This is a genomic window from Psychrosphaera saromensis, from assembly GCF_002954545.1.
In the GTDB taxonomy this organism is placed as follows: domain Bacteria; phylum Pseudomonadota; class Gammaproteobacteria; order Enterobacterales; family Alteromonadaceae; genus Psychrosphaera; species Psychrosphaera saromensis.
Window position 1 is genome coordinate 1,713,082 of the sequence record NZ_MSCH01000003.1, and the last position, 13,859, is coordinate 1,726,940.

A 13,859-nucleotide genomic window follows, 5' to 3' on the forward strand; every position below is an offset into this window, starting at 1 on the left:
TGGCAATGAATACATTTACCAATACAATCAAAAATGACTTAGCAAGAACAGAATTGTTCAGTCCTTTAACTATGTCTAGTGCGACCACTTTTTTGTGGAATTCTAAAATGGTGGCTCAAATAAACTGCCGAGGTTATATGACCTCACAGTTTATGCAGCCAGAGCCATCAAAGTATTCTTATGCGCCTAATCTAGAAGCAAAGACGTTTATTCAACCAGAGCAACCTTATTATGCCGATCATCCAGGTCGTTTCTTCTATATAAAAAATGAAGAAACGGGCGAAATGTTTTCTGCACCATATGAACCTATGCGCGTTGAACTCGACTCTTTCTGCTTTTCTGCCGGAACAAGTGATGTTAAATGGATCATCAACAAATGGGGCATTGAGTTCACGATTACTTTATCTTTAACCAAAGATTTGGTTGTTGAATTGTGGTCTGTAGAAGTTGTGAATGGCAACTCTAAAGCGCTATCAGTATCGATTTATCCATGTTTCTCTATTGGTTATATGTCATGGATGAGTCAGTCTGCTGATTTTAATGCTGAGTTGTCAGGCATCGTTGCTACTTCGGTTACGCCATATCAAAAAGTAGAAGATTACTTTAAGAACCAAGAGTTAAAAGACTTAACGTATATGGTGGCAGATCAAGTTCCAGATTCTTGGTGCTGTAATTTATTAACCTTCCGTGGTGAAGGGGGGATGCATAATCCATCCATGCTGCAAGAAACGCGTTTGGAAAACAAACCAGCCTGTTATGAAACACCCGTTGGAGTGCAACAGTTTAAGCAACACTTGTTACCAAATGAGAAGCAAAACTTAAATATCATTTTTGGCCCAGCTAAAAACGTAGAAGAGATTAAAACATTAAAAGCAAAACTGTTAGCTAAGCCTGAGCAGTTTAAAGACGTAAGACAAGACTATTCAGACTACATAAATAAAGGCAAAGGTACGTTATCGATAACGTCGCCAGATGCCGACTTTGATCATTACGTAAATCATTGGTTACCGCGTCAGGTATTTTATCATGGTGACGTGAACAGACTCAGTACCGACCCACAAACTCGAAACTTCTTACAAGATGCTATGGGAATGATTTACATTGCGCCAGCGGTCACCAGAGAAAGGTTGTTACTTGCCTTGTCTCAACAAAAACGTTCAGGTGCGATGCCAGACGGTATTTTACTAACAGATGAAGCTGAGCTTAAATATATCAATCAAGTACCTCACACAGACCACTGTGTTTGGCTGTCGATATGTTTACAAGCTTACTTAGATGAAACTGGCGATAGCAGTATTTTAAGCGAGCAGGTTGCTTTTGAGGCGACGCCGGACGCTGAACCTGAAACCGCAAGCGTTAAAGTTCATTTAGACAGAGCCATGCAGTGGTTATTAAGTGCCACCGACGCTAGAGGTTTGAGCTACATAGAACAGGGTGACTGGTGCGATCCAATGAATATGGTTGGCTACAAAGGTAAAGGTGTTTCTGCTTGGTTATCGTTAGCTAGCTCTTATGCCATCAGTTGTTGGAATCAGGTGTGTGAAACCTATTATCTGAGCTCTGAGTTAACTAACGCTGAATTGTCTGAGTCTAAAAAGACAATCGCTGAATTTGCTAGTGCTGCCGATACATTAAATTTACAAGTAAATAAACATTGCTGGAATGGTGATTGGTTTGCCCGTGGCATAACAGATGATGGTAATGTTTTTGGTACAAAAACAGACGTTGAAGGTCGAATATTCTTAAACCCACAAAGCTGGGCCATGTTAAGTAATGCCGCCTCAGACAGTCAATATAAGTTAATGAATAACCAAATATTTTCACAATTAGCCACACCTTACGGCGTGACTATGTTAGCGCCGAGTTTTACCCAAATGCGTGAAGACATTGGCCGGGTTACACAAAAGTCAGCTGGTGTGTCAGAAAACGGTTCTGTGTATAACCATGCTGCTATGTTTTATGGTTTTGCTTTATACACCAAAGGTCAAAATGACCTAGCATTTGACGTGTTAAAACGCATGTTGCCGAGTCAACAAAATGCAGACGCTCAAGGCCAGTTACCTGTTTTTGTGCCTAATTATTACCGCGGTGCTTATTACCAACATCCTCATCATGCAGGACGTTCAAGTCATTTATTTAATACCGGCACCGTTGCTTGGTATTTCCGTAGTGTGGTTGAAGGTTTATGTGGTCTTAAAGGTTGTGGGAACGACTTACTTATTCAGCCTCAACTGCCATCACATTGGCCAACATTAAAGGTTCAGCGTGAGTTTAGAGGCGCGAGTATTGAACTAAATGTTATCAAATCAGATAAAATCAAAGACACAGTCGTTACTATTAACGGTGAAGTGTCAGCGCAGCATAAAATTTGCGATGTACAAGCTGGGCAAACTTATAAAGTGGAAGTTTTGTTGCCACTAGAGAAGCTATCACTTCCGCAATTAACCATAGTGATGGGCGTTAGCGGTTGTGGTAAAAATGCAGTTGGCGAGCAAGTCGCGGCATTAAATAATCGTGTATTTGTAGATGCCGATAGTTTTCACGATGAAAGTGCAAAGCAAAAAATGGCAAGTGGCACACCATTAACGGACGACGACAGACTGCCTTGGTTGGCACGTATTCAAAAGTTTTTAGCTATGCTGTTGGATAATCGCCAATCTTGCGTATTAGCGTATTCAGGCTTAAAAGCGGCTCATAGAGAAATGTTTACTCAGTTAGGTTTTGAGTTAAATGTGGTTCACCTTAATGTGGCGCAAGAGGTTATTGCTGCAAGGCTTGAACAAAGAGAAAGTCACTTCTTTGATCCTAAATTATTGTCATCACAATTTGATGCACTTGAAGTGCCGAGCTCTAGTGAAGCCGTTATAACAATTGATGCTGATAAGCCATTAGAAGACATTGTTAGAGAAATTAATCAGGAATTATCAAATGACTAAATATATCAATACACTAAGAAAACGTGCTTTGGCTGGTTTGATTGCCAGTGCTTTTATCAGTAGTGCTTTTATAAGTAATGCCGTCGCGAATGACAAAAATAAAAACGAAAGTGAAAAAGCAAACGAAAGAGAAAGCTTTGTCGCACTTCACACTAGCAGCGCGATAAAGATTGATGGTAAAGCGGATGAAAGTACCTGGTCACAAGCAACCTGGTATCCAATGCACAGTGACATGATTGGCAACCTGCCAACGAGCGATGACTTTAGCGGACGTTTTAAATTGGCTTGGGACAAAGGCCAGTTGTATTTACTTGCTGAAATTGTTGATGACGTTTTGTTTGATCAATACCCAAATCCGTTAAATTTATACTGGGATGACGACTGCTTAGAAGTATTTATTGATGAAGATAAATCTGGTGGTAATCACCAGTTTAACTTTAACGCTTTTGCCTATCATGTGGCGCTGGATAATCAAGCGGTAGATATCGGCGAGCAAACTCTAACAAATAAAGAACCTTTTGTTCTACTTAACGATCATGTAGAAAGTCGCTGGGCAAGAGACGCCAATGATCACACTAAGATCATTTGGGAACTGGCGATAAAAATATATGACGATAGCTTTAAAGTAAGCGATGCAAGTGTAAAACCTGTTGAGCTTAACGCCAATAAACAAATGGGCTTTATGTTGGCTTATTGCGATAACGACGGTAGCAAGCAAAGAGAACACTTTATGGGCTCTACTACCATTGAAGCGGTAAATGGCGACAAAAACTTAGGTTATATTGACGCTAGCGTGTTTTCGACTTTAACGTTAAAGCCGTCAGTAAAAAACAGTAAATAACATGTGGTGGAGTCGTTATCAGTTAGCTGATGCTTGGTTACACAGAAATTGGTTAATTAAAAGCGTATTAGCTGCCAGTCTCTTAACTAGTGGCCTAGTGATAACGACTTCTTGTTTGGCAAGCATGACACCTGTTGTGCTCGTTGACTCATGTTTTCCCAAGGCTGCCACAAACCAACTAAACTTAAACAATCCAAGCATTAACAAGCTAAGTGTTAAAGATCTGTCTTACTGGGATCATACCAATACTCACAGTGATGAGTTTTCAGGTTTACGTTTTTTGGGAGCTGAAAATGGAAATTCTAAATACAGGCTAACATCGGTACGCAGCAGTAATAGTGAAAGTAAAAGCAAAAGTATAAACACTCAGTCACCACACGCAGAGTGTTATAATCGCGAAATCGTCTTAGTAAAAAAGCTAATTCACAATAAACGCCAGCACGCCAATGGCATTGAAATGAGATTAAAAGAGCGAGAGTTTACCTTTGGTAACTTAGCCTCGTTTAAAATGCGCTTTCAGTTAAATCGCGCTTTGAGCTTTACTCCACAAGTTGCAAGTTTGTCATCCGTTGTTAATACAGCACTGCAGCACAAAGAACAGCAGCACAACGAGCAAGCGCTTGGTCAGGCAAACGAAAAACAGCCTTCACAGCAAAAAATAATTAATGATTTAATAGGCCAAAACATAAGATTTAAATTAATGTTTTATGGTGAAAACCATTCGGACTATACAGTCAAAACCGCTTACTCTGAAAAGCTAATCGTATTGCCATCCAGTTTGTCTGATGTTGTTTTAGATACTGACACTCCTGATTTAACTGATAGCGCTTGGCTAGAACTTGAAATAAAAAGTACAGATCTTACGGCTTATTGGCAGCAAAACTGGCAAGAAACCCCCGCAACATTATCTGAGCTAACACAACAGCCGATATTAGGTTTTATACTCGTGGCAGAAACACCCAGTGGTAAAACTTTGGAGAGTTTAGTTAGTGGTTTCAGTGAACCAAACGTTAAGTTAAAAGATAAGCTAAAAGATAAAGAATTATTTATCGAAACCTATCTCCGCTTAGGCTCAATGAGCATTGAACGCAGAACTAAATAAAAAGCTAAATAAAAAAGCTAATAGAACAAGATCAAAAAAGCCAGTTTCCATTAACTGAAAACTAGCTTTTTATTTTTGTATTCAAGGTTTAGTGTCTAACTCTTTTACAGCCTTACAGCCTTACAGCATTAAAGCATCAGCTTATTTCTTATGACGTTCTTTTAACACACCAATCACATCAGATAAGTTTAAGTCTGACGCTTGTAGCAAAACTAACAAATGATAAAGCAAGTCAGCGCTTTCGTTTTTAAGCTCTTCTAAATCTTTAACGGTTGCAGCAAGTGCGGTTTCAACACCTTCTTCACCCACTTTCTGTGCAATACGCTTAATGCCACTGGCGTATAAAGAAGCGGTGTAAGACGAGTCTGGATCAGCACCTTTACGTGAAGCAATTAAACGCTCAAGATCAGCAATAAAGCTAATATCTGGTTGCGCTGCATCGTCATTCCAGCAAGACTCAGTACCTGTATGGCACGTAGGGCCATTTGGTGTTGCTAAAGCGATAATAGAGTCGTTGTCGCAATCTGACGATAACTCAACCAAGTCTAATGTGTTGTTAGACACTTCGCCTTTGGTCCACAGTCTTTGTTTGCTGCGGCTAAAGAAGGTAACTTGTTTAGTCGTTAATGTATGAGCCATGGCTTCTTGATTCATAAAGCCTTGCATTAATATCTTGCCGCTCATTGCATCTTGTACGATACATGGCAATAGACCATCCATCTTATCCCAAGCCAGTTGGCTCAGGTTATCAGTATTTAATTTCATATTTTAACTACTTTTAATCTGTTTATTTTTAATTTAGTAATGCTAATTCGCTAGTTAAACAGCAAATTATTATTTTATTTTGTTAACAACAAACGCAACCGCTTCATCTATGGTCAATAACGTTTTCTCACCACTAATGCGATCTTTATGTTCCACTTGGTCGTTATCAAGGTTACGTTCACCAATAACAATTTGATGCGGAATACCCATCAATTCCATGTCGTTAAACATAACACCAGGACGTTCTTTTCTGTCATCAAATAATACTTCAATGCCAGCGGCTTTTAATTCGTCATAAATCTTTTGTGCAACATCAGGAATACGATGTGACTTGTGCATATTCATAGGCACAATAGCAACGGTAAACGGTGCTAGCGCTAGTGGCCATTTAATCCCGTACTTATCATGGTTTTGCTCAATAGCTGCAGCAACAATACGCGTAATACCAATACCGTAACAACCCATTTCTAATACTTGGTGTTTACCGCTTTCTGTTAACACGCCAGCGTTCATAGCGGTTGAGTATTTGTTACCAAGTTGGAATATATGACCCACTTCAATACCACGTTTAATGGTTAATGTGCCTTTTCCGCATGGGCTAACATCGCCTTCAACCACGTTACGAAGATCTGCAACCTCTGGTAGTGGTAAATCACGTTCCCAGTTAATGCCAAAGTAATGTTTGCCATCTTGGTTTGCGCCAGCACTAAAGTCAGAAGCAACCGCAGCCGCTCTGTCTACAATCACTGGAATAGGGCAGTTGATTGGCCCTAAAGAACCCGGTGCCGCTTTCATTACGTCTTTAATTGCATCATCCGACGCCATTTCTAACGGCTCAGCAACAAAGGCTAATTTCTCAGCTTTGATTTCGTTAAGTTCGTGGTCGCCGCGAATAACTAACGCAACATATTCAGCGCCATTTTCAGCAACACACTCAGCCGAGGCTTTAACGATTAAGGTTTTAACTGTTTTCTCAACAGGCACATTAAATTGCTCAACTAATTCAGCAATGGTTTTTGCATTTGGTGTGTCTGTTAAGGTTAACTCTTGTGTTGGCGCATCTGCAGCATCTTGTGGCGCAAAGGCTTCCGCTTTTTCTATGTTAGCAGCGTAATCACTTTCTGTAGAGAATGCGATATCGTCTTCACCAGAGTCAGCAAGTACATGGAATTCATGAGACGCGTCACCACCAATAGAACCGGTATCAGCAATAACCGGACGGAAATCTAAACCTAAACGAGTAAAGATATTACAATATGCTTGATACATAATGTCGTAAGTTTCTTGTAAAGACGCTTGGTCTAAATGGAAAGAGTAAGCGTCTTTCATTGTAAATTCACGGCTACGCATTACACCAAAGCGAGGACGAACTTCGTCTCTGAATTTAGTTTGAATTTGGTACAAGTTAAGAGGCAACTGCTTGTAGCTGTTTATTTCTTTACGAACAAACTCAGTAATAACTTCTTCATGAGTTGGCCCTAAAGCAAAATCACGATTTTGACGGTCTTTAATACGTAGTAATTCTGGACCGTATTCTTGCCAACGACCAGACTCAATCCACAAATCGGCAGGTTGAACAACAGGCATTAACATTTCAATCGCGCCAGCTTTGTCCATTTCTTCACGAACAATTGCTTCAACTTTACGTACAACTTTTAAACCAGTGGGTAACCAAGTGTATAAACCTGAAGCAAGTCTGCGGATCATTCCAGCTCTTAACATAAGCTGATGGCTAATGACTTCAGCGTCTGAAGGCGTTTCTTTTAAAGTCGCGATAATATACTGGCTAGTACGCATTCGTATTTGTCCGTTCACATAAATATTAAATAATGCCTAATCAATTGTTTTAATTAGGCTAGAATGGCGGCGATTTTAGCAATCAAACCTTTAGTTATAAACAATTAATATCAAATAACTCATGTTATTTTGCTGCTTAGTGTTAAAAAGCTGAACTTGTTGAGTGAAACCCCAGTAAAAGGATCTCCAGATGTACGTATGCCAGTTGTCTTTTAAATGCGAATTAGACATAGAGCTTGATGAAGCCCAACAAGCCATTTCCATGTTATTAGACCAATACCGTTACAACGGACAAATCATTGGCCGCGAGTTCCCACTTACATTGGTTGACGATAAGTTTGAGATCACCTTTGTTTGCCCAGAACAAGACTCGTTAGCGGTTAAATATAATAACGACTCTGTACTAAAAGCCTTTGAACAATTAAAACAACTTGGATTAGCCGCACCAGAATTCAAATTAAAAGGACTGGAATGCCAGTCTGATTTTTCTGATACGTGTGACCAACCCAAAGCACTGGTTTTATATTCTACTTATGTACAGTCTTGCTCACCGCTGCGCTGCTTAGAACACTTTGCTCCAGTGCCGTTATACAAAATGCCTGAACAGGTAAGAAAACCGCTAATTAAATGGCAAGAAAGCCAAGCAGCTTGTGACCAATTGCAAATGAATGAAATCACAGAAATAGAACCCTTTGCCATTGAGCAGTTATCGCAACTTGATAGTGAGTTATTACAAAACGGCAACGCCATAGCTAAAACCATTCAACAACAAATTAACCTACCGGTTTATCAATACTTGTATCGTGTTGGTGGCGAAAGCTTGGAAGCAGAGCAACAACGTTGTTGTCCAAGTTGTGATGGTGATTGGCTGCTAACACAGGTGGATCGGCAAGGTAAAATACAAGAGCCATTACATGGCTTGTTCGATTTTAAATGTGATGCGTGTTTGTTGGTGTCTAATGTGAGTTGGGATTGGCAGTAGCCGTTCACTTCAGGCGTGAAGTGAGGGCACTTTTAAGAGCTAATTTGCTTTATATGAATATTTATTAGTAATAGTTTTGGATTTATTTTCTTCTTAACTCTAAGGTTTCGCCCCTCGGCGAGTGACCTTTTTGCAACAGCCCAAAAACGTAACCCAAAAAGGCCGCTTCCAAACAAAATCTAATACTTCATTAAATAGTTATTTTTGTTTATAAAAAAGGACTGGAAAATCGTCCCTGACAACCAGTCCTTTCTCAGCATCCATGCTTCGAATTTTATAAAAAATAATATTTAACAAAGTGATTTTGTGATGGAGAGTTAAGAGCAAAAAGACGAACCTGCGGTTCGTTGCTGATCAATTGACTTATTAGTTTGTGCAAATTAGAGTGGGTGCTCACGTTATACTTTTGTGTAATAAATGAACTTTTTGATAATGGATTTAAAGAAGAGTTTGCTTTACACAATCATACTTCATTGAAGTTACTAGGAAAAGTAAGTTTTATGGCTGAAACAATTGATAAACTTCGATTATTAAAGAAATTAGATTCTATGTTTCCAGTCGGATCTGATTCGAGAGAATATTATAATAATTATTCTGAAGAAGAGTATTTAACACTTTTAGAGTCATTAAAAAAAAACATCGACTTAAACAAACATGATAATAGATTTTCAATTTTAAACTTTCTTTATACTGGTTGTCTTAAATTTGATAGATTCAACATTCCAACTCCATTTGTATATGAAATAAATAAACAACGATATTTTGATGACTTTATAAAAGAGTTCATTAAATCTGTACATCACGATCCCACAAATACAGCTATTTTTTCACTTAGAGCTGTTCGAAATCGAGTTTATTCTGAGTTTGATAGCATCCCAATTAATAATATAGAAAACCAAGTTATTGACTCTATAAAAAGTGAAGTTGAGAATATCTCTAGCCCAGTACAGCCAGAAAAGTTGAAAGAGTTCCAAGACGATAAATATAAAATATTGTCTATTTTAGACGGTATATTAGATAGATCTCTAAGAACCAGTATAAAAACACGAATTCCATTTGTTATCCATTCGTCGCCATTAATACTAGATCTGAAATGGAATGGTTTGAATATTTGTTTGAAAACACAACCAATATTTACAAAAACAGAAAATAGTTTTGTCTCTACCAATGCTGCAATACAACAAAAAGCACCATCTAGATGGAATAGTGGATATACAAACATTCATTTATGTTTTGAAGCTCTCATTGACTGTGATTTGTATGCACAACCATTACAAGCCATACATAAAGAAAAAAGCCCTGTTAATGGATGGCCAAAGTGTTTTAATATTGCTTTTGAAATTATTAAAAAAGTAGCCTGGAGCCTCAGGTTAAAGCACGGTGGGTTAACACAGTGGGTTCCTGCTCCTACTGATATTTTTGATATTGAGTGGTGTTTTCATTCATCGAACAACCCTCAAATTGAGTGGAAAAAGAAAAGTTCACCTTCTGTATTAATGCAACTATTTACTCCATCTGATGTTCCTTTATCTATTGACTTGGGGGAGATAAAGGAACCTAATTGGTCAGAACAGTGTAGAATATTTTCAATTATGTACTTCGAAATGGGACAAAAAGAAGAAGCTCTATTTTGGCTAAATGTAGGCGTGGAAGCATTATTTGAAGAGCAAATACCCTTGATCGCTGAGTATTCAGGTTTATCTACATTGGAAGATGACTTGAAAAGTCCAAAGGCTTTTTGGCTGGAAGCTGAGGAAACAATATCTAATCAATATCCTGAATTGAAAGGTAAGATTAGTTGGCCACCTGATAAAGTTCATGTAAGTATTTTTGCTAAATTGAAGTATTTATATAAAGCTGTAGATATGGCAACAACCCACAGAGATCTAATTAAACATTATTCAAAAATTCAACAATTTAGAAATGATCTTTTCCATGGCCGAGTAAACTCTGTTGTTACAGTCGACAACGTTACTATTGGAATAGATAGTTTTGATTGGATTAAAGATAATTTCAAATTAAGAGAATAAAACTAGTCAGGGTCTGTCCTATCCCCACAAGTAGGTGGTGGAGATTTCACACATGCTAATGCAGTTACGTGGGCAAAACAGAAATTATCTGAGCTTTAAGCCTAACAGGGATAGTCAAAATCAACAGGATCAGATCACTTTGATTTTAAATGGATACATACAATTTATATTCGAGTGGTTGTATACGTTATTTCTTTTAGCTTTTCCTCGAAACTCGTGGCTCGCACCTCGGAACTACAGTCCTAAATTAAACATATAAGATAAAAAATTATGGATGTAAAACCAGTGATCGTGGAAGGTATAAAACTTAGTGGTCTGTCTGTTCAGTTAACTCGTTCTCAAAATCAAAACCATCAAATAATCGCAAAACACTGGCAAGCATTTAATCATATTTTAAAATCCAAAGATTTAAAGCTAGGGCGTAATTGGGTGAAGTACGGTATCACTAAGAAGGTGGGTGATAGTTATTATTATATGACGGCAATTCCGTCTGATGTTGTTGCTTATGGGGGTGAGATTGACGGCTTTGAGACTTTAATACTCGACACTGCAGAGTATTGTTGTTTTCAGCATATGGGTTCAATGGATTTAATTAAATCAACTATCTATAAGATTTATAAAGAAATTATTCCATCATTGGGTATTCGTTTAAACGAAAACCGGGAGCTTATTCACTACGAACGATATGACTATCGTTTTAATTGGAACAAACCCAATTCTATTATTGATATATATGTGCCGACAACGGAGTGAAAGGGAAGGGTAAAAGTGAAATTCACTCAAATTACCCTAGATAATGATAATTATAATTATAAGAATAAATTGGTGATCATTGTCCAAGCCTGTAACGTTTTTTTGCTTACAGCTGACATAGGTACTCGCCTTTCGTCGCTAAAGCGGATAAAAGGCCATCCACTGTAATTAAACCATCTCATCTATATTTTTTAAAACAGCAACGCTATTTAACAGTTCATATCTAGTTGAAAAATCAGCTCTGTATTGATAGCTCTGTTTAAAAATATCGTCTTTTCGTGAATCTATAGGGCTACCTTCGTCCCACATAAAATCCAGTACATCATCCATAAAAGATAAAATATTAATATTACCTGCAACGTCTTCTTTTATATAAGGTTTAGCTTCATCTACGCGTAAACCCGTTCCGTTAACGGTCTGCCATTGTATGGTCTTAGCTTCAGCAAATACTTGGTTATAGTTATCTGAACCATCTACAAGGTTGCGGTTGTTATTAGCAACGTATTTAACGTAGTTATATTCAGACTCTGTTAGGTTATGCTCAACGACTTCAACTCCATCCATGGTACGAGTAAAGTCAAAATCCTTAGCCAGTATTTCAGGGTGTTCTAGTGAAATTTGTGCAATTACCTCTTTAGCTCCTTTTTCCATTTGCTGGTAACTGTCTGTACGTCTTGATGGTAAAGAAAATAGTCTTTCTCCTTCAATAGCAAGTAACTCTTTATAATGCTCTGTTGAGTCTTGTATTTGAGGTGAGGCTTTTGTTTCTTCCCAAGCTTTGTTAGCGGTTTCTCTTCTTGCGACAACTTCATCATCTGAATTAGACGTTGAAGGTGTGAATTTAACACTGCTTGTGTTTAGTTGGCTAACACCAGAGTTAACCGTTGATAATGGAATTGTTTTCATATCTTCATCCCTAAAATATAAAGAACTCTTTTAAAACAGTTGCTTAATATATCGGCAGCTAAGATAAGCACTTTAGAATAAATTAACAAAAGCATGTATGGCTTTACAAAGCTGCCGCAAAAAAATGTAAATCAATCCACCCAAAAAATCACACAAAACGCATCATTAAAAACTCATAAACATAAGTGGTGAAAAACACTAAGTCATTGGTTTAGTTAACTACTTTTTGGTTTTTGCACTTCGCTACATTCCAACAAATTAAAAAATAACCATTTAAAACAAATGGTTAAGGTTTGGCACACGCGCTGCAAATACTTTTATAAATTAGACGAATTATAAATTACACAAATTGTAAATTTGATAATTATCAATTCGATAAACCATAAAAATAATGAGCAGTACATGGAAAACTTAACAAGCAGCACACCTAATGCATCTAACACATCCAGCAAAGCTAACTCAGGTATGGCAATGGACAAGGTCGTAGAAACCAAACCGTCACGATGGAAAATGTATCTAACCTTAACGGCTGTTGTTATAGCTTGTGTGACTTATTATTCAAGTCAGTCGTCTTTTGATGGTAAAGCGATGACAGTATCAGGCAGTGATATCAGTATTGAGTCGGTATCATCTGGTGTATTTGAAGATTACATTCCAATAAGAAGCCGCGTAGTTCCGTTAAAAACGGTTTATCTCGACGCGGTTGAAGGAGGACGAGTAGAAAAAATATTGGTGGATGACGGGACATTATTGAAAATAGGTCAACCTATTGTTGTCTTGTCTAATACTCAATTGCAGTTAGACGTGATGCGTAATGAAGCTGCCGTGACTGAGCAATTAAATAATATGCGCACCATTGAGTTGTCGTTGGAACAAAACCGCTTAAATCACAAACGTAACTTAATTGAGATTGAATACGAAGTAAAAAAACTTAACCGCCAACTCACCAGAGAACAAAGTGCATTAGCCGCTGGCAATCTCACCTTAAGCGCACTTGAACAAACAACAGACCTGCTTGATTACCACAACCAACGCAAACAAATCACCTTAGAGAGCCAAAAAACAGATGCGTTAATGCAAGAACATCAACTTAAGTTTTTAACCTTATCTGGTGGACGTTTAGAGCAAAGCTTGGAATTTGCTCGTGAAAACATCGACAACCTAAATATGAAAGCACCAGTGCAAGGGAAGTTATCCGGCTTTGATTTAGAAATTGGTCAGTCTATTAGTCGCGGCGAACGTATAGGTCAGATTGATGAGCCGTCGGCGTTTAAATTAGAGGCGAGTATTGACGAGTTTTATTTAGGCCGAGTCACTATAGGTCAATTGGCCAGCACCACTCATAACGGTGAAACTTATCAATTAAGTGTTAGCAAAATTTATCCTCAAATCGTCAACGGCACCTTTAGAGTGGATCTTAAATTTGAGCAAACCCAGCCTAGTAATATTCGCCGAGGACAAGCCATGGCCACCAAATTTAGCTTAGGTGAGCCGGTAAATACTTTGTTGATCCCAAATGGTTCATTTTATCAAGACACTGGCGGACATTGGTTATTTGTTATCGATAAAAGTACCAACACGGCAAGTCGCCGCAACATCAAACTTGGCCGCAAAAACAATCAATTTATTGAGGTGGTAACAGGCTTAACCGCAGGTGAGCAGTTTATTAGCTCAACCTACCAAGCTTATACCGATATAGAACAAATAAAGATCACTGACAATCATTACTAAACAAGAATTAATAGGG

Annotated in this window: 10 protein-coding genes; 7 read left to right on the forward strand and 3 right to left on the reverse strand. The window is 38.1% G+C overall.

Going from position 1 to position 13,859, the window contains the following annotated elements; translation table 11 throughout:
- Positions 1-5: 5 nt before the first annotated feature.
- Genes BTO11_RS07815 through BTO11_RS07825 form a run of 3 tightly spaced genes read left to right on the forward strand, consistent with a single transcriptional unit; the run spans position 6 to position 4,879 of the window.
- The gene (locus BTO11_RS07815) at positions 6-2,936 is read left to right on the forward strand and encodes a gluconokinase, GntK/IdnK-type (protein ID WP_146105471.1); all 2,931 of its coding nucleotides are present in this window, start codon (positions 6-8) and stop codon (positions 2,934-2,936) included.
- Positions 2,929-3,777, forward strand: coding sequence for a sugar-binding protein (locus BTO11_RS07820; RefSeq protein WP_105052078.1), 849 nt, complete (start codon positions 2,929-2,931; stop codon positions 3,775-3,777). Before BTO11_RS07815 ends, BTO11_RS07820 begins: the two co-directional genes overlap by 8 nt.
- 1 nt (position 3,778) lies before the next feature.
- Positions 3,779-4,879, forward strand: a complete 1,101-nt coding sequence (locus BTO11_RS07825) for a hypothetical protein (protein ID WP_105052079.1) — start codon at positions 3,779-3,781, stop codon at positions 4,877-4,879.
- A gap of 141 nt (positions 4,880-5,020) precedes the next feature.
- Here the strand turns inward: BTO11_RS07825 and hisIE are convergent, their stop codons facing one another.
- Positions 5,021-5,644, reverse strand: a complete 624-nt coding sequence (gene hisIE, locus BTO11_RS07830; RefSeq protein WP_105052080.1) for a bifunctional phosphoribosyl-AMP cyclohydrolase/phosphoribosyl-ATP diphosphatase HisIE — start codon at positions 5,642-5,644, stop codon at positions 5,021-5,023.
- 69 nt (positions 5,645-5,713) lie between these two features.
- On the reverse strand, positions 5,714-7,441 hold the full coding sequence (locus BTO11_RS07835; RefSeq protein WP_105052081.1) for a proline--tRNA ligase: 1,728 nt from the start codon (positions 7,439-7,441) through the stop codon (positions 5,714-5,716).
- A 190-nt stretch (positions 7,442-7,631) separates the two neighbouring features.
- On the opposite strand from BTO11_RS07835, the gene BTO11_RS07840 reads away from it, so the two are divergent.
- The 3 genes from BTO11_RS07840 (at position 7,632) to BTO11_RS07850 (ending at position 11,206) form a co-directional block, all read left to right on the forward strand.
- On the forward strand, positions 7,632-8,423 hold the full coding sequence (locus tag BTO11_RS07840; RefSeq protein ID WP_105052082.1) for a Zn-ribbon-containing protein: 792 nt from the start codon (positions 7,632-7,634) through the stop codon (positions 8,421-8,423).
- Between the two features lie 500 nt (positions 8,424-8,923).
- Positions 8,924-10,453: a hypothetical protein gene (locus BTO11_RS07845; RefSeq protein WP_105052083.1), complete on the forward strand. Its 1,530-nt coding sequence runs from the start codon at positions 8,924-8,926 to the stop codon at positions 10,451-10,453.
- 270 nt (positions 10,454-10,723) lie between these two features.
- Complete coding sequence (locus BTO11_RS07850; protein ID WP_105052084.1) at positions 10,724-11,206, forward strand: GyrI-like domain-containing protein; 483 nt, start codon at positions 10,724-10,726, stop codon at positions 11,204-11,206.
- Between the two features lie 168 nt (positions 11,207-11,374).
- Here the strand turns inward: BTO11_RS07850 and BTO11_RS07855 are convergent, their stop codons facing one another.
- Positions 11,375-12,112 carry a hypothetical protein gene (locus BTO11_RS07855; RefSeq protein WP_105052085.1) on the reverse strand — a complete coding sequence of 246 codons (738 nt, stop codon included), beginning with the start codon at positions 12,110-12,112 and terminating at the stop codon, positions 11,375-11,377.
- 402 nt (positions 12,113-12,514) lie between these two features.
- On the opposite strand from BTO11_RS07855, the gene BTO11_RS07860 reads away from it, so the two are divergent.
- On the forward strand, positions 12,515-13,843 hold the full coding sequence (locus tag BTO11_RS07860; protein ID WP_105052086.1) for an efflux RND transporter periplasmic adaptor subunit: 1,329 nt from the start codon (positions 12,515-12,517) through the stop codon (positions 13,841-13,843).
- Positions 13,844-13,859: the final 16 nt, after the last annotated feature.

Excerpts from the sequence above, each read along its gene's own strand:
- BTO11_RS07815 (WP_146105471.1), top strand. The coding sequence starts at position 6 with ATGAATACATTTACCAATACAATCAAAAATGACTTAGCAAGAACAGAA.
- BTO11_RS07820 (WP_105052078.1), top strand. The coding sequence starts at position 2,929 with ATGACTAAATATATCAATACACTAAGAAAACGTGCTTTGGCTGGTTTG.
- BTO11_RS07825 (WP_105052079.1), top strand. The coding sequence starts at position 3,779 with ATGTGGTGGAGTCGTTATCAGTTAGCTGATGCTTGGTTACACAGAAAT.
- hisIE (WP_105052080.1), bottom strand. The coding sequence starts at position 5,644 with ATGAAATTAAATACTGATAACCTGAGCCAACTGGCTTGGGATAAGATG.
- BTO11_RS07835 (WP_105052081.1), bottom strand. The coding sequence starts at position 7,441 with ATGCGTACTAGCCAGTATATTATCGCGACTTTAAAAGAAACGCCTTCA.
- BTO11_RS07840 (WP_105052082.1), top strand. The coding sequence starts at position 7,632 with ATGTACGTATGCCAGTTGTCTTTTAAATGCGAATTAGACATAGAGCTT.
- BTO11_RS07845 (WP_105052083.1), top strand. The coding sequence starts at position 8,924 with ATGGCTGAAACAATTGATAAACTTCGATTATTAAAGAAATTAGATTCT.
- BTO11_RS07850 (WP_105052084.1), top strand. The coding sequence starts at position 10,724 with ATGGATGTAAAACCAGTGATCGTGGAAGGTATAAAACTTAGTGGTCTG.
- BTO11_RS07855 (WP_105052085.1), bottom strand. The coding sequence starts at position 12,112 with ATGAAAACAATTCCATTATCAACGGTTAACTCTGGTGTTAGCCAACTA.
- BTO11_RS07860 (WP_105052086.1), top strand. The coding sequence starts at position 12,515 with ATGGAAAACTTAACAAGCAGCACACCTAATGCATCTAACACATCCAGC.